The sequence below is a fragment of the Solilutibacter silvestris genome, assembly GCF_050574925.1.
GTDB lineage: Bacteria > Pseudomonadota > Gammaproteobacteria > Xanthomonadales > Xanthomonadaceae > Solilutibacter > Solilutibacter silvestris_A.
Window position 1 is genome coordinate 298,696 of record NZ_JBCMOO010000003.1, and the last position, 19,315, is coordinate 318,010.

Genomic DNA, 19,315 nt, shown 5'->3' on the forward strand with positions numbered 1-19,315 from the left:
ATCAACTCTGCCCGTTGAACAGCTCGCGCCCGATCAGCATGCGACGGATTTCGTTGGTGCCGGCACCGATCGCGTAGAGCTTGGCGTCGCGCAGCAGGCGGCCGGTCGGGAATTCGTTGATGTAGCCGTTGCCGCCGAGCGCCTGGATCGCTTCCAGCGTCACGTCGACTGCAGCTTCCGACGCATGCATCAGGCAGGCCGCGGCATCGACGCGGCTCTTGCGGCCCTCGTCGTAATCGCGGGCGACCGAATAGGCGAAGGCGCGGCTCGATTGCAGCGCCGTGTACATGTCGGCGACCTTGGCCTGCATCAGCTGGAAGGTGCCGATCGCGGCGTCGAATTGCTTGCGTTCGCGCAGGTAGGGCAAGGTGATGTCGAGCGCGGCCTGCATCAGGCCGAGCGGGCCGCCGCTCAACACCAGACGTTCGGTATTGAGGCCGGACATCAGCACCTTGACGCCGTGGTGGACTTCGCCCACCACGTTGTCCTGCGGGATCTCGCAGTTCTCGAACACCAGTTCGCAGGTGTTGGAGCCGCGCATGCCGAGCTTGTCGAGCTTCTGCGCGGTGCTGAACCCCTTCATGCCCTTTTCGACGATGAAGGCGGTCATGCACTTGCTGCCGGCGTCCTTGCCCGCGGTGCGCATGTAGACCAGCAGCACGTCGGCTTCGGGACCGTTGGTGATCCACATCTTGTTGCCGTTGGCGATCCACACACCGTCGCGCAGTTCGGCGCGGCATGACATCGAACCGACCACGTCGGAGCCGGCGCCCGGCTCACTCATCGCCAGCGCGCCCTTCCATTCGCCGCTGCACAGCTTGGGCAGATATTTCTCGCGCTGCGCCTGGTTGCCGTTGGCGTACAGGTTCGATACGCAAAGATTGGAGTGCGCGCCGTAGGACAGGCCGACCGAACCGGAGGCGCGGCTGATTTCCTCCATCGCCACCATGTGGGCGAGGTAGCCCATCTCGCTGCCGCCGAATTCGCCGGGTACGGTCATGCCGAGCAGGCCCATCTCGCCGAGCTTCGGCCACAGGTCCTGCGGGAACCAGTTCTCCTCGTCGATCTTGGCGGCGCGCGGCGCGATTTCCGCCTCGGCGAAGCGGCGAACCGCGTCGCGCAGTGCATTGATGTCTTCACCCAGGCTTGGAATACGCATCAGTGGCGGATCCGGCCCTTGAAGCGCGCGCTGCCGCGGCCCATCGGCAGCTTGAGCTTGCCGATCGCGTTGATGCGCTCTTCGGCGAGGCGGTCGGCGGCCTGGTAGGTCGGGATGCCGTCGCGCTCGGAGATCTCGTAGATGCGGCCGAGGTTGTGGTAGATGGTGCGCATCATGCGCATCGCGCGTTCGCGGTTGTAGCCGTCGATTTCCAGCGACACGTTCATCACGCCGCCGGCGTTCACCGCGTAGTCGGGCGCGTAAAGGATGCCGCGGCGCTGCAGCTCGTCGCCGATTTCGTTGGTGGCGAGCTGGTTGTTGGCCGCGCCGCAGATGATCTTGGCCTTGAGGCGGGGCAGGGTCTTCTCGTTGACGGTGCCGCCCAGTGCGCAGGGCGAGTAGACGTCGGCGTTGACGTCGTAGATCTCGTCGAGGCCGACCGCTTCCGCGCCGTATTCGCTGACGGCCTTGTCGACCAGCTGCTTGTTGATGTCGGTGACGAAGATCTTGGCGCCGCGCTCCTTCAGCAGCTTCACGAACTCCATGCCGACGTGACCGAGGCCCTGCACGGCGTAGGAGTGCTTGCCCACTTCCTCGTCGCCGAACTTCTTGTGCAGCGTCGCCATCAGGCCCTGCAGGGTGCCGTAGGCGGTGAACGGCGAGGGATCGCCCGAACCGCCGTGGACCTGGTGCACGCCGGTGACGTACTCGGTTTCGCGGAACACGAATTCCATGTCGTTGACGTCGATGCCGACGTCTTCGGCGGTGATGTAGCGGCCGCCCAGCGATTCGACGAACTGGCCGAAGGCGCGGAACAGCGCTTCCGACTTGTCCTTGGCAGGATCGCCGATGATCACGGCCTTGCCGCCGCCCAGGTTCAGGCCGGCCACCGCGTTCTTGTAGGTCATGCCGCGCGACAGTCGCAGCACGTCGTTCAACGCCTCGTCTTCACTCTTGTAAGGCCACATGCGCGTGCCGCCCAGTGCGGGACCAAGCACGGTGTTGTGGATGGCGATGATCGCCTTGAGCCCGGCATCCTTGTTGTGGCAGAAAACGATCTGCTCGTGGCCGGTGGTGTCGAGGGTTTCGAAAATCATGCATGAACTCCGATGTGCGCCGACAACCATGGCCGGTGCGGGTCCGGGGGTGGGGAACGACGCCGACGCCGGTCGGCGAGGGCGGCATATTCTAGTCCTTCCCGCAGGGGCGGGCATTCGCGGGCGCACGGGTGGCGGATGAATGCAGGGTTGACATTCGCTGCCGCACTGGTGCGTGGAAGGGCTGCCGCGGGCGCCCGCGCTACAATCGCGGTTTCCCGCAATCCGCCGTGAATTCCGCCATGAGCACGCCTGCCCAGACGTTGACCGAAAGCCAATCCACCACCGCCAGCGAGACCGCGGTGCCGTTGCGCTTCGTGACCGCCGCCAGCCTGTTCGATGGCCACGACGCCGCGATCAACATCATGCGCCGGCTGATCCAGTCGCAGGGCGCGGAGGTGATCCACCTTGGCCACAACCGCAGTGTCGAGGACGTGGTACGCGCGGCCCTGCAGGAAGACGCCGACGGTATCGCGCTGTCGTCCTACCAGGGCGGCCACGTCGAGTACTTCAAGTACATGGTCGACATGCTGAAGGAGCGTGGCGCGCCGCACATCAAGGTGTTCGGCGGCGGTGGCGGCACCATCACCCCGGAAGAAATCCGCGAACTCGAGGCCTACGGCGTCGAGCGCATCTACCACCCCAACGACGGCATGAAGATGGGGCTGGTGGAGATGATCGAGGACGTGGTCAAGCGCGCCAATGACGGTCGCGGCGAGCACGTGAAGGGCACGAGCAACGATGTCCCCGGTATCGACGACGAGATCGGCATCGGCCGCGTGCTGTCGGCGATCGAGGACGGCCAGCTCGGCGAATCCGAACTCGCCCACCTGCGCAAGCAGTGGCAGCTGGCCGGCGGCAAGACCCCGGTGGTCGGCATCACCGGTACCGGTGGCGCCGGCAAGTCGTCGGTGACCGACGAACTGCTCAATCGCTTTCTGTCCAACTTCCCGCAGATGCGCGTCGCGGTGATTTCGGTCGATCCGACCCGCCGCCGCACCGGTGGCGCGCTGCTGGGCGACCGCATCCGCATGAATTCGCTGCGCAGCCATCGCGTCTACATGCGTTCGATGGCGACACGCCGCCAGAACGTGGCGACCAATGCAGTGCTGAAGGATTGCATCAGCTTCCTGAAGTCCTTGGGCTACGACCTGGTGATCGTCGAGACCGCCGGCATCGGCCAGTCGGATTCGGAGATCGTCGATCTGGTCGATTTCCCGATGTACGTGATGACCAGCGACTACGGCGCGGCGTCGCAGCTCGAGAAGATCGACATGATCGATTACGCCGAGCTGATCGTGCTCAACAAGTACGACAAGCGTGGTGCCGAGGACGCATTGCGCGACATCCGCAAGCAATGGAAGCGCAACCGCGTGGCGTTCCAGACCAAGGACGAGGACGTTCCGGTCTATCCGACCATCGCTTCGCAGTTCAACGATCCCGGCATCAGCTGGATGTTCGCCAACCTGTGCCGCCTGTTGCGCGAGAAGCTGTCGCTGCCGGGCGAGAAGTGGTCGCCGGCCATCGATACCGCGCTGAAGGAACCGCGTGCGACCGTGCTGATTCCCGGCGCTCGCGTGCGTTACCTCGCCGAGATCGCCGAGCAGGGCCGTTCGATCAACAGCCAGATCGGCAAGCAGTCCGAGATCGCCGACCGCGCCCAGAGTTGCTGGGAAGCGCTGCGCGAACTCGATGATGCGAAGTTGCCGAAGGCGCTGGAACTCTATGTCAGCGATGACGTGCAGCCGGGCGCGGAAGGCATCGATCGTTCGCTGCTGACCCTGCGCCAGCGTTACAACGATGCCGTGCAATCTCTTGCGGCCGAGAACCTCAGGCTGCTGCGCGAGTGGCCGCAGCGCCTGAAGTCGATCACCGATGAAGTGAACGAGTACCAGGTGCGCGGCAAGACCATCCGCGTCGAGAACTATCGCGAATCGCTGAGCCACCAGAAGGTGCCGAAGATCGCCGCGCCGACCTACAAGTCCTGGGGCGAGCTGCTGACCTTCCTCGGCAAGGAAAACCTGCCGGGTTCGTATCCGTACACTGGTGGCGTGTATCCGTACCGCCGCACCGGCGAGGATCCGATCCGCATGTTCGCGGGCGAGGGCACGCCGGAGCGCACCAATCGCCGCTTCCATTACCTCAGCGTCGGCCAGCCGGCCGCGCGTCTGTCCACCGCCTTCGACAGCGTGACGCTGTACGGCGAAGACCCCGCGCCGCGTCCGGACATCTACGGCAAGATCGGCAACTCCGGCGTCAACATCCCGACGCTGGACGACATGAAGAAGCTGTATTCCGGCTTCGACCTGTGCGCGCCGACGACCTCGGTGTCGATGACGATCAACGGACCGGCGCCGATCATCCTCGCGATGTTCATGAACACCGCCGTCGACCAGCAGGTCGAGAAATACCTGAAGGAAGACCCGGCGCGCTGGGCCGAGGCGCAGAAGAAGATCGATGCCTTCTTTGCCGGTCGCGAACGTCCGCGTTACCACGGCGATCTGCCGCCGACCAACAACGGGCTCGGCCTTGGACTGCTCGGCGTCACCGGCGACCAGCTGGTCGATGCCGACACCTATGCACGGATCAAGGCGGAAACGCTCAAGACCGTGCGCGGCACTGTGCAGGCCGACATCCTCAAGGAAGACCAGGCGCAGAACACCTGCATCTTCAGCACCGAATTCGCGCTGCGGATGATGGGCGACATCCAGCAATACTTCGTCGACCACGCCGTGCGCAATTTCTACTCGGTATCGATCTCCGGCTATCACATCGCCGAGGCGGGCGCGAATCCGATTTCGCAGCTGGCATTCACCCTCAGCAACGGCTTCACCATCGTCGAGTACTACCTCGCGCGCGGGATGAAGATCGACGACTTCGCGCCCAACCTGTCGTTCTTCTTCTCCAACGGCATGGATCCGGAGTACACCGTGATCGGCCGCGTCGCCCGCCGCATCTGGGCGCGCGCGATGCGCGAGCGCTACGGCGCCAACGAACGCAGCCAGATGATGAAGTACCACATCCAGACGTCGGGTCGTTCGCTGCACGCGCAGGAAATCCAGTTCAACGACATCCGCACCACGCTGCAGGCGCTGTATGCGCTGTTCGACAACTGCAACAGCTTGCACACCAACGCCTACGACGAAGCGATCACCACCCCGACCGAGGAATCGGTGCGGCGCGCGGTGGCGATCCAGATGATCATCAACAAGGAACTCGGCCTCAACTTCAACGAGAACCCGTGGCAGGGCAGCTTCGCGGTCGAATACTTGACCGATATCGTCGAGGAAGCCGTGTACAAGGAATTCGAGGCGATCAGCGAGCGCGGCGGCGTGCTCGGCGCGATGGACACCATGTACCAGCGCGGCAAGATCCAGGAAGAAAGCCTGTACTACGAACAGAAGAAGCACGATGGCAGCCTGCCGCTGGTCGGCGTCAACATGTTCCTGCCGAAGGAACACGCCGGCGAAGTGGTCACCGAGATCGAGCTGATCCGCTCGACCGAAGAAGAGAAGGGCCAGCAGATCGAGAACGTGCGTGGCTGGCAGGAATCACGCAACCACCTGGCGCCGCGCGGCGAGACCGAGCACGGCCATGTGATCGAGGATGCGACGGTGGAGGGCGAAGTCCATGACGGACATGGGCTGAGCTATCTTCAAAAGACCGCGCGGGATCGCCGGAATGTGTTCGCCGCGCTGGTCGAGGCGGTGAAGACGCATAGCCTCGGGCAGATCAGTCATGCGTTGTACGATGTGGGTGGGGAATATCGTAGAAATATGTGACGCCAGTTTTTTTGATACGAACAGAGGGGAAATTGGATGCATGACAAGCGGCTGATTACGCAAGCGGTGTTGTGTGCCGTCGTGCTTTCGTTTGGGATGAGTGGGTGCGGAAGCGGAGGAGGAGGGGGTAACGGGGCATCGGTGTCATCGGTGCCACCGCCTCCCGCGCCTCCACCGCCGCCGCCGCCTCCATCGTATGAAGTCAATCAAAATTTCGGCTTGAATCCCCGGACACTCTATTCGCAAGCCAGCGGATACTTCCTCGCGGACTCTGTCTTGATTGGTGATGTGACAGGCGACAAGCGGCCAGACGTGGTGCTCATCACTCAGGGAAGTGGAATCTATATTCCCGTTGAGTACATGAATCAAGTCATGGTGTATCCGCAACTTCAGGACGGGACCTTGGGGTCCCCGATCAAGGCTGCGTATTTTGACCAGAGCCTGTATGGGTCGGGAGGCTCGACGCTGGGCGATGTGGATGGTGACGGTGTGCTTGAAGTTGTCGTGGGGGATGAAAAAGGCATTGCCGTGGCGAAGTTCAATTCGGTCACCCAACAGCTGGAAGTGAAGCGAACGCCGTCCCAGCGGAGGATCAATGCGGTTGCAGCGATCGATATCAACGGAGATGGGAAATCCGAAGTCATTGCACAGGGATGGGATGATGGAGCCACCCTGTACAAATATGACGCAAGCCTTGGCTTTCAGGTCATTGGGACCTTGGCAACCCCTCTTTTGGGGTACAACGCAATCGTTGCGAGCGACATGAATCGAGACGGCCGTGCGGACCTGATCATGACCAATGGCCAGGGATATGCCAATTGGTGGGTGATGTTGGCCGATGGGAAAGGAAGCTTTGGTAGTGCACAAGCCAATCCGATTCCGCGGCGGCCTTCGGACAACGCGCCTTGGTCAGGATGGGGAGTGGCAGCCGGCGATTTCAATCATGATGGCCGCAAAGACGTTGCCGCGACCTTCAATTCCAATAGTCCGGCCGGCATCGGGATCTATCTGAGCCAAACAGACGGATCCTATTCCCTGAATGCCATCCTGGATTCCTATGACACCCCGGAGCCGATTGCCGTTGCGGATTTGGATGGAAATGGGTTGGATGACATCCTGACCGTCCATGCAGGCTACCGGACATTGGGGTACTACTTGCAGGGACCGTCAGGATTCATGCCTGAAAAGCTTGTGGGCATCACCGACATGTATCACCCAACCTCACACTATCGACCCAACGGTCTTGCGTTGGGAGACATTAATTCGGATGGGTGTGTTGATGTTGCGATCGCGGATAATCAAGAGGGATTGATTGTATTGACGGGTTCCGGATGCAAGAAGTGATATTCCGCCGCTGGATGTGAGTTCACTGCGCATGGCGATTTTTTAACTACAGGAATCCCCATCGATATCGACTTTCAGGCGGGCTTCGGAAAACATCATGCGCCACGCATTTGCGATATTGCTGTTGTTTCTCTTTGCTTCGTGTGCACTTGCACAAACGACAGTGAAGCTCTGGCCCGGCCCACCACCAGGTACGGAGTACTGGCAACAACACGAACAAACCATCACCGGCACGCCCGTCGGCACCATCGTCATCAACGTAACCGAGCCGACGCTCACGGCCTATCTGCCCGAGAAGAGCAAGGCGACCGACGCCGGCGTGATCGTTGCGCCAGGCGGCGCATTCGTGGCGCTGGCGATCAGTGCCGAAGGCGATGACGTGGCGCGTTGGCTGCAACAACGCGGCATCGCCGCCTTCGTCCTGAAATACCGCATTCCGGAAAAGCACGGGCAGGGCATTCCCGCAGACATGGATTTCGACGCGGCATCGAAGTACGGCACCGCCGATGCGTTGCGTGCGTTGGCGCTGGTGCGCAAACACGCGAAGGAGTGGGGCGTAGCGCCGGGCAAGCTCGGCATTGTCGGGTTTTCCGCGGGCGCGATGGTCGCGAGCAATGCCTTGCTGCAACCGGATGCGTCAGCGCGCCCCGATTTCGCCGCGCTGATCTACGGGGCACCGTTCGGCAAGATGCCGACGATTCCCAAATCATTGCCTCCGGTATTCATGGTCTGGGCACAGGACGACCCGATGGCGCTGGAGGAGATCGATCGCTTCTACGCGGCGCTCAAGGCCGCGGGCGCGAAGCCGGAGGCGCATGTGTTCGCGGCCGGGGGGCATGGCTTCGGCATGAAGCATCAAGGGACGAGCAGCGATCACTGGCCGACGGAGTTTTTCGACTGGCTGGTCGCGCAGAAATTCGTGCCGGCACCCTCCGCATCGCACGCCGCCCGTTAGCGATCCGCGACCGCGTCTACTGCCGGTACGTGCGTTCGACCCGATAGGGCTGGCTGCCGCCGCGGCCATGCGTTTCGATCTGCACATGCAATACGCCCGCATTCGCCGGATCGGGCAGGTAGCGGTATTGCGCGTGGAAGCCGTCGACCGATTCCAGTTGTAGCTCCAGCGCGCCCTTGGCGTCATGCGCGGTGGCCCACACGCCGCCTTCCAGTTCGACCGGGGCACTGTCCAGCGGAACCTGGATCTGGTTGCCGCCGTCGCGGTTGGCGATGATCACGGCGCCGCCCATGCGGGCGACCACCAACCCGTGGACCATCGGTGCGACTGCGTTGAACACGCCTTCCTGCAGATGCGCCTGCGGAGTCAGCGGACGTTGGTTGCCTGCCGATGCAGGTCCACCCGATCCCGGGCCGCGGCGACCGCCGCCTCTGCCGCCCATTCCGCCGTGGCCACCACCCATGCCGCCACCTCCGCCCATGCCGCCGCGACCGCCATGTCTGCCGGCGGGTGGCGTATCGGAATCGCTTCCCGGCGCGTTGCCGGAGTCAGGGGCAGGGGCGTGCTTGCGGAATTCCGCGGCTGCGGCATCCGCCTCATCCATGTTGTGCTGGACGTCCGCCTGCCATGTGCCATCGACGGATTTTTGCGGCGCATTGGCCTGCATCGCATTGCCCGTGGCAGTCATGCACAGGCAGGCGGCCAGCAGCAGGCCGCGTCGAAGAAAGGAAGCTTGCATGCGGGATTACCAGCCGCGTCCGGGCCAACCACGCTGGGCATGGCCGGGACCGACATTGCTCTGGCCGATGCTGATGCTCATGCCGACTTCGCGGGCTTCGCCGTTGTCGTTGTAGTAGCGCTTGCAGGTATTGAGCTGGGCAGCCTGGAAGTTGCTGTTGCCCCAGCGACTGGAATAGCCGACACCGACCGTGGCGCTGCCGTGCGGCTTGCCGTCGCAGGTATCAACCGGTTGCGCCTGTGCCGCGACGTAGGGCGTGGCGAAACGCTTGGCCGGATCGTACGTGCCACGTGGATCGGTCGGTGCGTAGGAATAGCTCGTCTGCGCGGGAACGCTGAGATCGAGCGCCTTGGCAGTCGCGCTATCGGACTGTCCGCTACCCGCGGCCAGGACGGGGGCAGTCGCGATCATCGAAAGCATCAGGACGAGGACATGCTTCATCGCGCCACTCCGCGCCTGCCGTGATGGAGGCCATGTCGATACGCTAGTCCCTTCAGCTTGAATGCCTGCTGTCTTTTCGGGGTTTTTGGACAAAGACCGCGGTGAACGCACGTCAACCGCCGTCGGGGGAGTGCGTTACACGGCTACCGCTTGGTGGCCAGCACGCCGTCGAGTGCCAGCTCGGCCTTGAAGCCGGCTTTCTCCAGCCGTTTCTGCACTTCGCGCGGAACGTCGCGGCCACTGGTCAATTTGTTCGGGCTACCAGTGTAGTGGAACAATCGGCCGCCACGGCGCAGCACGCGCGCCAGTTCGTTGTAGAACGCCTGCGAATACAGTTCGCCGGCGATGCCGAAGCGCGGCGGATCGTGCAGAGCGGCATCGAACGAGGCATCGGGCAATTGCAGGATCGCGGTCGATACATCGCCGTGGGCGAGGTGCAGGCGACCGCCGCTGGCGGGCGCATCGGGGTCGGGCGACCACGGGTTGATGGTGCGCAGCCACAGCACGTCTTCGTTCTTCTCGAACGACTGCATGCGCGCGACGCCGGCATCGAGGCAGCAGGCGGCGAAATAACCGAGTCCGCCGCAGGTATCGAGCACCGTCTTGCCGGTGGGCTGGATCAACGCGACCTTGCGCCGTGCGTCGTCCAGCGGCGATTCCTTCGCGCTCGGCAGCATCTTGATGCCGTCGATCTCGAAGGTGGGAACGTCCCATTCCGTCGGCACCAGCTTGATCAGCTTGCCGGCATAGCGCGAGACCGCGGCGAATTCATCGCCATCCCACCAGTAGATCGTGCGTTCCTTGAGTTTTTCCGGATATGGATGGCGCGTGCCGCGATATTCCCAGTCGTCCGCGAACAACCGCACTTCATCGCTGCTGCGACCAAGATCGAGCGACCCCGTCCACGTCGACGCGCCACTGTCACGCGCCGCGAGCAGGGCAGCACCAATTTCACGAGTGAGCAAGGGGCCGGAATAACAGGTCATGCGTGGAATTGGTATGTCGATTCGGTGATGCGCCATGATACGGTGGGGCGTGACCCAGGCCAGCCCGACTCCCGATGCGGTCCAGTTGCGCGATTTCGCGCGCCTGCGTCGCGTGCGCGATCGCATGGATCGCGAATACGCCAAGCCGCTCAACGTCGATGCACTGGCGCGGGATATCGGCATGTCCTCCGGGCATCTCAGCCGGCAATTCAAGCTGGCCTTCGGCGAATCGCCCTACAGCTATCTGATGACGCGCCGGATTGAGCGCGCCATGGCCTTGCTGCGGCGTGGCGATCTCAGCGTCACCGAGGTCTGCTTCACCGTCGGATGTGCGTCGCTCGGCACGTTCACGACACGGTTCACCGAACTCGTTGGTGTCTCGCCTGGCGTGTACAAGCGCGAGGCCGCGCAGGCGACTGCGGGGATGCCGTCCTGCATCGCCCGCCAGGTGACGCGACCGATCAGGAATCGAGAAGCGCAGGAACGCGAGCCCACCTAGCATTACGGCTCACCACCCACGCAGCGAGCACGCACCCATGGACATCACCATCCATTCCAGTTTCCTCCCGCAGACCGATCCCGAGGCCTCGCTGGCCTTCTACCGCGACGTACTCGGTTTCGAATTGCGCAACGACGTCGGCTACAACGGCATGCGCTGGCTGACGATGGGGCCGCCCGACCAGCCCGGCACGTCGATCGTCCTGTTCCCGCCGGCCGCCAGTCCCGGCGTGACCGAAGACGAGAAGCGCACCATCGCCGAGATGATGGCCAAGGGCACCTACGCCATCATGCTGCTGGCGACCAAGGATCTCGATGCCACCTTCGAGCGCATCCAGGCCAGCGGCGCCGAGATCGTCGAGGAACCGACGATGCAGCCTTACGGCGTCCGCGATTGCGCGGTGCGCGATCCGGCCGGCAACCTGTTGCGCGTGCAGGAGCGTGGCTGAGGCCGCGCAATCCACCCAGATTCGAGGAATCCGACATGAGTACGACCACCAAGAAAACCGCGGGCAAGCCGGCAAAGAAGGCCGCGACCAAGGGCACCGCATCCGCAGGGTTCAACGCTGCCGAAAAGGAGGCGATGAAGGAGCGCGCCCGCGAGCTCAAGGCCGAGAAGACCCGCGCCGAAGGCGAGGCCGATCTGCTGTCGAAAGTCGCGGCGATGCAGGAACCGGATCGCGCGATGGCCAAGCGCCTGCATGCGATCGTCACTTCGGTCGCGCCCGGCCTGATGCCCAAGACCTGGTATGGAATGCCCGCCTATGCGAACAAGGACGGCAAGATCATCTGTTTCTTCCGGGATGCGAAGAAGTTCGGCGATCGCTATGCGACCTTCGGCTTCAACGATGCCGCGATGCTGGACGACGGCGAGATGTGGCCGACGTCTTATGCCTTGAAATCGCTGGGCGATGCCGAGGAAAAGAAGATCCGCGCGCTGGTGAAAAAGGCGGTCGGTTGAGGGCAGGCCTCAGCGTGCGTTCGCGAGCAGCTGTTTCAGCTGCGCACGCTCGCTATCGCCGAGGTCGGACACCAGGGCGGCCGGCTGGCCGCCCAACGTGAAGGTATCGATGGCATAGCCTTGTTGCGATTGGCTCGCGGCAAGCGTCGTGCCCTGCGGCAGCACGAAGACATCGGCGAGATGCTGGCCATGGCGATAGACCAGGACCGGAACGCGGCTGTCGCCGACATAGTCGATACGGCCGCCGACCAGCGCGTAGCCTTCGTTGGCGAAATCCTGCACCAGCGGCGAGATCGCGAGCTTGCCGGCGAACCACGGCTTCACCGTGTGGTGATCGCTGGAAACGACGTCCACCGGGGATGCCGCGGCCAGCGCACGCAGGTGTCCGGTGATCAGATCGCGGGCGAGGGGAGCGGTCGACGATTGGCGTGAACCCGGCTGCATGGTCCACATCAAGGCGCCACCCAGCAGGAATGCCGCGGCCCAGGACGCGGCAAGTGCAAGCGGCGGCCAATTGGCGAAGCGTTTGCGCGGTGCCGAGGCATCCATGATGCGCTGGCGCAAGGTGTCGGGCGCGGCATGGTAGTGCGCCTGCGTGCGGATGGCGCTGCGCAAGGCCTCGAGTTCGGCGAGGCGCGCCTGGCATTCCGTGCAGGCATCCAGATGCGCTTCGAAGGCGCGACTGGTTTCCGCATCGAGTTCGCCATCGAGGTATAGCGGCAGCAATTCGTGGCCGGTTTCAAGCGCCATCGGTGTCTCCCTTCGGCGTGGACAGCGCCTTCTGCAGCATCGCGCGTCCGCGGGCGAGTCGCGACATCACGGTTCCGATCGGAATCGCGAGGATGTCGGCGATCTCGCGGTAGGACAGTTCTTCCAGTTCGCGCAGCACGATCGTTTCGCGGAATTCCACCGGCAGGGCTTCCATCGCCTGCACCAGTCGGTCATGGCGACGCACGTCGTCGACCAGGCGTTCGACGCCATCGCTGTCGCTGTGCGGCATCCACGCCGCATGGTCGTCGTCGTTCGCGGCGACATTGCGGGTATCGCGCTTGCGCAAGGCCAGTCGCGCATGGCAGCAGTTGCGCACGATCGCCAACCACCAGGCACGGGCATCGCCACCGGCATAGGTCGCGGCGAAACGACTGGCGCGCAGATAGGCGTCATGCACCGCATCGGCGGCGTCCTGTTCGTTGCCGAGGAGCCAGCGCCCGAGGTTGTAGGCGGCGTCGAGATGGCGCAGGGCCAATTCGTCCACCGCCTCATGGCCGGATAGCGTGCTCACCCGCGGGCATTCCTCATCGCGAAACGATTCCGGTCACGTGGCACGGGCCACCAGTATGCGCCGCAGCACGCCGTCGCGATCGATGAAGGCGTGCTTCAACGCCGCGCCGATGTGCCCGACGATGAGGATGCACAACGTCCAGGCCAGCGCCTCGTGCAGGTTGTGGGTGAACACCCGGAACGGTTCGTCCTTGGCGATGATGTCCGGCCAGTTGAACAGGCCGAAGAAACTCACTTCATGGCCGCCGGCGAGGCGATGGAGATAGCCGCTGAACGGCAGCACCAGCATCAGGGTGTAGAGCAGCCAGTGCAGCGCGTGGGCCGCGCCGCGCTGCCAGGCGGGGATGCTGTTCGGCAGCGGCGGCGGTTGGTGCGTGAGCCGCCAGCCCAGCCGCACGACCGCCAGCAGGAAGATCAGGCTGCCCAGCGAGGCATGCCAGAACAGGATCGCGTCGTGCCGGGGCGCCTGCTTGGGAGTGCTGGCCATCAGGAAGCCGCCGGCGATGTTGAGCAGGATCAATACGGCGATGCTCCAGTGCAGGAGGATCGCGGTTCGGGTGTAGGAAGTGCTGGTCATGGCGGTCCCGCGGAGTCGGCGAGGGGAGTCCTCGGGTAATAGATCGTTCGGGCGGTGGTTTTATTCCCGGAGCGCGACCAAGGCCGTAAGCTGGAGGAATCCGTTCGCCCCGGCTCCAGGAATTCCCATGCTTCGACGCTTCCCGATCCTTCTGGCATTCCTGGTCGCCGCAACCCTGTTGTCAGCACGAGTCAGCGCGGCAACGCCGGGGAAAGTCGTCGCCGCCTATTATTCGGGCGGCACGGTGGCGCGTTATCCGGTGGAAACCCTCCCGGCAGACACGTTGACCCATCTGTTCTATGCGTTCGCGGGGATCAGGGACGGACAGTGCAGCGCGAGTCCGGAGTCCGGGACGCATTTCGCCGCGCTGGCCAAGCTCAAGCGCGAACATCCGAAGTTGCGCACGATCATTTCGATCGGCGGCTGGAACGCCGGCGGGTTCTCCGATGCGGCGCTGACCGACGCCAGCCGCAAACGCCTGGTGTCGTCGTGCATGACGTTGTTTTTCGATCGCAATCGCGGCAGTTTCGACGGCGTCGATCTCGACTGGGAATTCCCGGTGTCGGGTGGTCCAAAGGAGATCGCGGCGCGCGCCGAAGACCGACGCAACATGACCTTGCTGATGCGCGAATTCCGCCGCGACCTCGATGCGCTCGGCAAGCGGCGCGGACAGCATTTCCTGTTGACCGCGGCGTTGCCGGGTGGGCGCATGGAGTCGGCAGGCCCATACGATCCCGCGCAGAGCTATGAACTGGCCGCCGTGGCGAAGCTGCTCGATTTCATCAACCTGATGAGCTACGACATGGGCACCACGTTCTCGCCGGTGGCGTCGTTCAATTCGCCGCTGCGTGGAGTGCCTGCCGATCCGCTGGCCCCGGAACTGCGGCGCTGGAACAGCGTGGAAGGCGCGGTCGAGTATTACCGCGCACATGGCGTGCCCGCCGACAAGATCGTGGTCGGTGTCCCCTTCTACGGGCGCGGCTATCGCGTCACCAGCGATGCCAACGACGGCCTGTACCAGTCGTACAGCGGGACATATCCGGCGGGAGATTGGCGCTTGATCAAGGCGAAACTCCTGACGGATCCCCAGTGGCAACAGCACTGGCATCCGGTCGCCCAGTCGCCGTGGCTGTTCAATGCCAAGGAGCACGTCTTCGTCAGCTACGAGGATCCACGCTCCATCGGCATTCGCGCGAAGTTCGCCCACGATCGCGGCCTGCGCGGGGTCTTCACCTGGGAGCTGGCGGGCGACGACGACGATCGGAGCCTGTTGAAGGCGATGGCGCAGCCGTTCAAGTGATGCCGGTAAGCGGGCAGGTGCTTATTTGGCCTGCAACGACTCCAGCTTCTGGCGATATCCGCTGCGCTCCGATCCGGTGCTCCAGCGTGCGGCTTGTCGCCATGCACCGAGCGCCGAAGCCTGGTCCCCGGCCTTGAGGTAGGTTCTCGCGAGGGCATCGTAGAAGCGCGGTTCGTTGCCATGCAGGCGAATGGCGCGGTGATAGTGGGTGATGGCATTCGGATAGTCGCCGGATTGTTCGTCCAGCTCCGCCTGCAGGAAATGGTAAAGCGGATCGATTTCCTGCAAATGTTCCAGGCGGTTGCGCAGTTCCTTGGCCAATGGCGTGTCGCCTTGCCGCTCGGCGAGGGAGATCATGTTCGTGAGCGCGCTGATGTCCTTCGGGTCGATTTCGAGCGCGCGTGAAAAGGCGCGTCGAGCCGAGACGAAGTCTTTCATGTACATGTGGAGGACGCCGGAATTGCTCCAGTTGTCGGCATGCTCCGGGTCGAGTTTCAGGGCCTGGTCCATGTATTGCCGTGCATGTTCCAGCTGGCGCTGGTCGAGATAATCCATCGCCAGGTTGTTGTAGTAATGGGCAAGCAGGCGCCGGTCGGAAATCGGCTCGGGATCTTCGAGCGGGGTCACGGCGTTTTGCAGGACATCGACGACTTGCGTGAAGCCGTTGAAGCGCACGACCGTGTTGATGTGGTTGACCCGGTAGAGGATTCCGCCGTCCTGCCGCCATATCAGCGTCTTGCGGATTTCCTGCGGCTGCGCATCGAGACCGGCCTCGCGGGCCAGCGCGATGAAGATCATGGTGAATGACAGGCAATTGGCGCTGCGGGTGGCATAGGTCTGGCCCACCGTCTGCGTGGCATCGCCCTTGTATGCCAGGTCCAGGCCATTGCTGCCATGGAACAGGTTGATCAGGCGATCGAATCGATCGCGCGGCGAAGTGGATTTCGCGATCACCTCGCGTTGCAGGCGTGAGCGCAGTTCGGGAGGCAAGGCCATGACCTGGGCAGGCGGCTCCTGGAGCGGAACCGCCTTCTCCACCTGCGGGGTGGACGATGCCAGCAACGACAACGAAAGTGCCAAAGCGAGCATACGCAATTCCCTCACTGGAGGCCTGCGCCGGCCAATCGCCTTCGACTGACCCTGGATGTGAGTCTAGCGCCAGCCCCGTGTAGGGGATGTACCAAAATGCATCAAATCGGGAGGTCCATTCATCTCAGCGATTGACGGCAGGCCCGTTCACGCCGGCATAGCCATTGGCGCAGCCGGTGGTGCAGGTGGTCGCCAGCATGTTGTAGACGATCCGACCAGCGTTGCTCTTGGAGCGGAAATGGCCGACGCCGTTGCTGGTATCGCCGCCACCGAGGTTGTAGGGGCTGCCGTCGTTCCAGTTCCAGTCGTAGGCATAGGCGCTGCTGCCGAAGCCGATATCGACCTGTGCCTTGACGTTGCTGGCGGCGTTGAACAGGGCACCGCTGTCGCAGCCGCCGGAATAGCTGGTGGTGAAGCAGTGGACCTGGTCGTAGAAGCCGGCGGTGATCGTGTAGAAACTGACGGCGGTGAACACCGATGGCATGGCCCGCAGGCTGTCGTTGCCGCTGCCGGTCCAGCGGTTGTAGCCGTAATAGACGACGCCCGTGCTGGGATAGAAGCCGAAGGTGTAATAGTCGTACGGCCAGACGTAGGCTTCGGCATTGCAGGTGGGCGCGTAGCTCGACTGGTAGCCGCTGGCGTAGCAGGTATTGAGCCCGCGTAGGCCGCCACCGATGTTGATGAAGCGGCGCACGCTGGGCTGGTAGCCGTAGTACTTCATCATCGCCAGCGCCATGCTCGATCCCATCGAGTGCGCGACGATGTCCACCTGGCTGCGGCCGGTATACGCCTTCACCTTGTCGATGAAGGTCTTGAGGATCTGGTACTTCGATGGCGAGTGGTAGTTGTTTTGCGGCGACGCGCGCTCGCTGGAGTCGAGGTAGGTGACGCCGAAGAGCTCGCAGTCGTTGTAGCCGCGCGCCTTGAGTTCGGCATAGATCGAGTTCGCCGGCGTGGTGTAGCCGCTCACGGTGCCGGCCGGCATGTCGAAGCTGATGGCGCTGTCGCCGTTGCCGGGGATGAAGACCACCGGGGTTCGGGTTGCAGTGCAGCTTCCGCCGCCGAATCCGCCACTGCCGACGCCTGGATTGAAGCCGCCGGCGTATTGCGTGGCCGTGCCGGTGCACATGTAGCCGTTGTTGCTTCCGCAACTCAAGGCATGCGCATCGCGGGGAAGCAGCAGTGCGCCAGTGCCGAGCAGTGCAAACACGAGTAATGACAACGCGATGCGGAACATGGGTGTCTCCCGATGGCGAAGGGCATTCGCATCGATCCTGATCCCGTCGTCGACGCCCGGCCATTGCACGAAAGGGCATGACGCGGCGCATCATGCGCGGCCGGGCGGCCTACAATGGCGTTCCGGAACACGCGAACGAGTGACTCGATGACGTCTGCATCTTTCTATCCGGTCGGAACGCCCGGCCAGCCCTGGGGCTCGACGGAAAAGGCCGAGTGGCGCGCACGCCAGCGCAAGCAACGCGACTATGGCGACGACGTGGCCAGCAAGGTCGAAGATTTCAAGTCGCGCTTCGACGTCGTGGAATACGGCCACCTCGATGATTCGCCCGATGGCGTGTACCCGCTGTTCGCCGTGCGCAGCCGCGACTGGAACGATGCCTTGCCGACCGCGCTGGTCACGGGTGGCGTGCACGGCTACGAGACGAGTGGCGTCCACGGCGCGCTGCAATTCATCGATCGCCACATGCAGGACTACGCCGGTCGCATCAACCTTGTCGTCGTGCCCTGCGTCAGCCCGTGGGCCTACGAACGCATCAACCGCTGGAATCCCGATGCGCTCGATCCCAACCGTTCCTTCCACGCGAACAGCCCTGCTGGCGAATCGGCGGCGTTGCTGGGGTTGGTCGAACCGCTGAAGGGTCGCGTGCTGATGCACATCGACCTGCACGAAACCACCGACAGCGACGAATCGGAGTTCCGTCCGGCATTGGCGGCACGCGATGGCAAGCCGTTCGAGCCGGGCACGATCCCCGACGGCTTCTACCTGGTCGACGACAGCGAGAACCGCCAACCCGGGTTCCAGAAGGCGATCATCGCCGCGGTGGAGCAGGTGACCCATATCGCTCCGGCCGATCCCGATGGCACCATCATCGGCTCGCCGGTGGTGGCACCGGGCGTGATCGAATACGCGCTGGTGTCGCTGGGACTGTGCGCGGGCATCACCGGCGCGCGCTATACCACGACCACCGAGGTCTATCCGGACAGCCCGCGCGCCACGCCGCAGCAGTGCAACGACGCCCAGGTGGCTGCGGTCTGTTCGGCGCTGGACTACGCGCTGGCGCACAACTGACCTGCCGGACGCGACCGCGCTACCATCCGCGCTTTGACCGGGGGAACGCCATGACCGCAGCGCCACGCCAGGCGTTCCGCTATTACGACATGCTGGTGGCCGGCATGGTCGCGGTATTGCTGTGCTCCAACCTGATCGGGCCGGCCAAGGTCAGCGTGATGGACGTGCCGGGCATCGGGCCACTCAGCTTCGGCACCGGCAACCTGTTTTTCCCGATCGGCTACATCTTCGGCGATGTGTTGACCGAGGTGTATGGCTATGCGCGCGCGCGTCGCGCGATCTGGGCCGGTTTCGGCGCGATGATCTTCGCGACGGTGATGGCATGGGTGGTCGTGCACATGCCGATGAGTCCGGCCGAGCCGTTCAACAAGACCTTGCAGCCTGCGCTGGAAGTCGTGTTCGGCAACACCTGGCGGATCGCGCTGGCATCGATGATCGGCTACTGGGTCGGTGATTTCGTCAACGCGTTCGTGATGGCGCGGATGAAGGTCCTCACCGGCGGCAAGCATCTGTGGACGCGCACCATCGGCTCGACCGTGGTCGGGCAGGCCTGCGACAGCATCACCTTCTATCCGATTGCCTTCCTCGGCATCTGGGAAAGCACCACGCTGGTCAAGGTCATCCTGTTCAACTGGACGATGAAGGTGCTGGTCGAAGTCGTGCTGACCCCGGTGACCTATGCCGTGGTCGGTTGGCTGAAACGCGCGGAAGCCGTCGATACCTACGATCGCGCCACGCGCTTCAATCCGTTCTCGTTGCGCGACGAAGGCGAGATCACCGCGCGCGAGTCGTAGTCCT

At 63.5% G+C, this 19,315-nt stretch carries 19 protein-coding genes; 9 read left to right on the forward strand and 10 right to left on the reverse strand.

The features are described from left to right. Position 1: 1 nt before the first annotated feature. Positions 2-1,159 (reverse strand): isovaleryl-CoA dehydrogenase, encoded by a 1,158-nt coding sequence (locus tag ABE093_RS08110; RefSeq protein ID WP_430760374.1) that lies wholly within the window; start codon positions 1,157-1,159, stop codon positions 2-4. Continuing rightward, positions 1,159-2,256 (reverse strand): Glu/Leu/Phe/Val dehydrogenase dimerization domain-containing protein, encoded by a 1,098-nt coding sequence (locus tag ABE093_RS08115; RefSeq protein WP_430760375.1) that lies wholly within the window; start codon positions 2,254-2,256, stop codon positions 1,159-1,161. The genes ABE093_RS08110 and ABE093_RS08115 overlap by 1 nt, the downstream gene beginning before the upstream one ends. 242 nt (positions 2,257-2,498) lie before the next feature. On the opposite strand from ABE093_RS08115, the gene ABE093_RS08120 reads away from it, so the two are divergent. The 3 genes from ABE093_RS08120 to ABE093_RS08130 all read left to right on the forward strand — a co-directional run bounded on the left by ABE093_RS08120 (position 2,499) and on the right by ABE093_RS08130 (position 8,337). Continuing rightward, positions 2,499-6,038, forward strand: a complete 3,540-nt coding sequence (locus ABE093_RS08120) for a methylmalonyl-CoA mutase family protein (RefSeq protein WP_430760376.1) — start codon at positions 2,499-2,501, stop codon at positions 6,036-6,038. 36 nt (positions 6,039-6,074) lie between these two features. After that, the gene (locus ABE093_RS08125; RefSeq protein ID WP_430760377.1) at positions 6,075-7,382 is read left to right on the forward strand and encodes an FG-GAP repeat domain-containing protein; all 1,308 of its coding nucleotides are present in this window, start codon (positions 6,075-6,077) and stop codon (positions 7,380-7,382) included. A 163-nt stretch (positions 7,383-7,545) separates the two neighbouring features. Beyond that, on the forward strand, positions 7,546-8,337 hold the full coding sequence (locus ABE093_RS08130; protein ID WP_430760378.1) for an alpha/beta hydrolase: 792 nt from the start codon (positions 7,546-7,548) through the stop codon (positions 8,335-8,337). A 16-nt stretch (positions 8,338-8,353) separates the two neighbouring features. Here ABE093_RS08130 and ABE093_RS08135 read toward each other — a convergent pair whose 3' ends face one another. The 3 genes from ABE093_RS08135 to ABE093_RS08145 form a co-directional block, all read right to left on the reverse strand. Beyond that, complete coding sequence (locus tag ABE093_RS08135) at positions 8,354-9,076, reverse strand: hypothetical protein (RefSeq protein ID WP_430760379.1); 723 nt, start codon at positions 9,074-9,076, stop codon at positions 8,354-8,356. 6 nt (positions 9,077-9,082) lie between these two features. Next, positions 9,083-9,517 carry a hypothetical protein gene (locus ABE093_RS08140; protein WP_430760380.1) on the reverse strand — a complete coding sequence of 145 codons (435 nt, stop codon included), beginning with the start codon at positions 9,515-9,517 and terminating at the stop codon, positions 9,083-9,085. Between the two features lie 143 nt (positions 9,518-9,660). Beyond that, the gene (locus tag ABE093_RS08145; RefSeq protein WP_430760381.1) at positions 9,661-10,503 is read right to left on the reverse strand and encodes a class I SAM-dependent methyltransferase; all 843 of its coding nucleotides are present in this window, start codon (positions 10,501-10,503) and stop codon (positions 9,661-9,663) included. A gap of 34 nt (positions 10,504-10,537) precedes the next feature. Between ABE093_RS08145 and ABE093_RS08150 the strand changes: the two genes are divergently transcribed. From ABE093_RS08150 to ABE093_RS08160, 3 genes are read left to right on the forward strand one after another with little or no spacing between them, the layout of a single operon-like run. Then, positions 10,538-11,002 carry a helix-turn-helix transcriptional regulator gene (locus ABE093_RS08150; RefSeq protein WP_430760382.1) on the forward strand — a complete coding sequence of 155 codons (465 nt, stop codon included), beginning with the start codon at positions 10,538-10,540 and terminating at the stop codon, positions 11,000-11,002. Positions 11,003-11,039: 37 nt separating this feature from the next. Further along, on the forward strand, positions 11,040-11,450 hold the full coding sequence (locus ABE093_RS08155; RefSeq protein WP_430760383.1) for a VOC family protein: 411 nt from the start codon (positions 11,040-11,042) through the stop codon (positions 11,448-11,450). 35 nt (positions 11,451-11,485) lie between these two features. After that, entirely contained in the window at positions 11,486-11,962 is a 477-nt protein-coding gene (locus ABE093_RS08160) for a hypothetical protein (protein WP_430760384.1), read from the forward strand. Positions 11,963-11,971: 9 nt separating this feature from the next. On the opposite strand, the gene ABE093_RS08165 is transcribed toward ABE093_RS08160, so the two are convergent. The 3 genes from ABE093_RS08165 to ABE093_RS08175 are packed head-to-tail and all read right to left on the reverse strand — an operon-like array spanning position 11,972 to position 13,820. Then, positions 11,972-12,712 carry an anti-sigma factor family protein gene (locus ABE093_RS08165; RefSeq protein WP_430760385.1) on the reverse strand — a complete coding sequence of 247 codons (741 nt, stop codon included), beginning with the start codon at positions 12,710-12,712 and terminating at the stop codon, positions 11,972-11,974. Continuing rightward, on the reverse strand, positions 12,702-13,244 hold the full coding sequence (locus ABE093_RS08170) for a sigma-70 family RNA polymerase sigma factor (protein ID WP_430760386.1): 543 nt from the start codon (positions 13,242-13,244) through the stop codon (positions 12,702-12,704). Before ABE093_RS08170 ends, ABE093_RS08165 begins: the two co-directional genes overlap by 11 nt. Positions 13,245-13,277: 33 nt before the next feature. Further along, positions 13,278-13,820: a cytochrome b gene (locus ABE093_RS08175; RefSeq protein WP_430760387.1), complete on the reverse strand. Its 543-nt coding sequence runs from the start codon at positions 13,818-13,820 to the stop codon at positions 13,278-13,280. Positions 13,821-13,947: 127 nt separating this feature from the next. Between ABE093_RS08175 and ABE093_RS08180 the strand changes: the two genes are divergently transcribed. Beyond that, a complete protein-coding gene (locus ABE093_RS08180; protein WP_430760388.1) occupies positions 13,948-15,120 on the forward strand; it encodes a glycoside hydrolase family 18 protein in 1,173 nt (390 codons plus the stop codon). A 21-nt stretch (positions 15,121-15,141) separates the two neighbouring features. On the opposite strand, the gene ABE093_RS08185 is transcribed toward ABE093_RS08180, so the two are convergent. Together ABE093_RS08185 and phaZ7 are read right to left on the reverse strand one after the other, a co-directional pair. Beyond that, on the reverse strand, positions 15,142-16,209 hold the full coding sequence (locus ABE093_RS08185; RefSeq protein WP_430760389.1) for a tetratricopeptide repeat protein: 1,068 nt from the start codon (positions 16,207-16,209) through the stop codon (positions 15,142-15,144). Between the two features lie 124 nt (positions 16,210-16,333). Next, positions 16,334-17,446, reverse strand: coding sequence for an extracellular native short-chain-length polyhydroxyalkanoate depolymerase PhaZ7 (phaZ7, locus tag ABE093_RS08190; protein ID WP_430760390.1), 1,113 nt, complete (start codon positions 17,444-17,446; stop codon positions 16,334-16,336). Between the two features lie 147 nt (positions 17,447-17,593). On the opposite strand from phaZ7, the gene ABE093_RS08195 reads away from it, so the two are divergent. Next, positions 17,594-18,517 (forward strand): M14 family metallopeptidase, encoded by a 924-nt coding sequence (locus tag ABE093_RS08195; RefSeq protein WP_430760391.1) that lies wholly within the window; start codon positions 17,594-17,596, stop codon positions 18,515-18,517. Positions 18,518-18,567: 50 nt separating this feature from the next. Then, a complete protein-coding gene (locus ABE093_RS08200; protein WP_430760392.1) occupies positions 18,568-19,311 on the forward strand; it encodes a queuosine precursor transporter in 744 nt (247 codons plus the stop codon). The last annotated feature ends 4 nt before the right edge of the window (positions 19,312-19,315 follow it).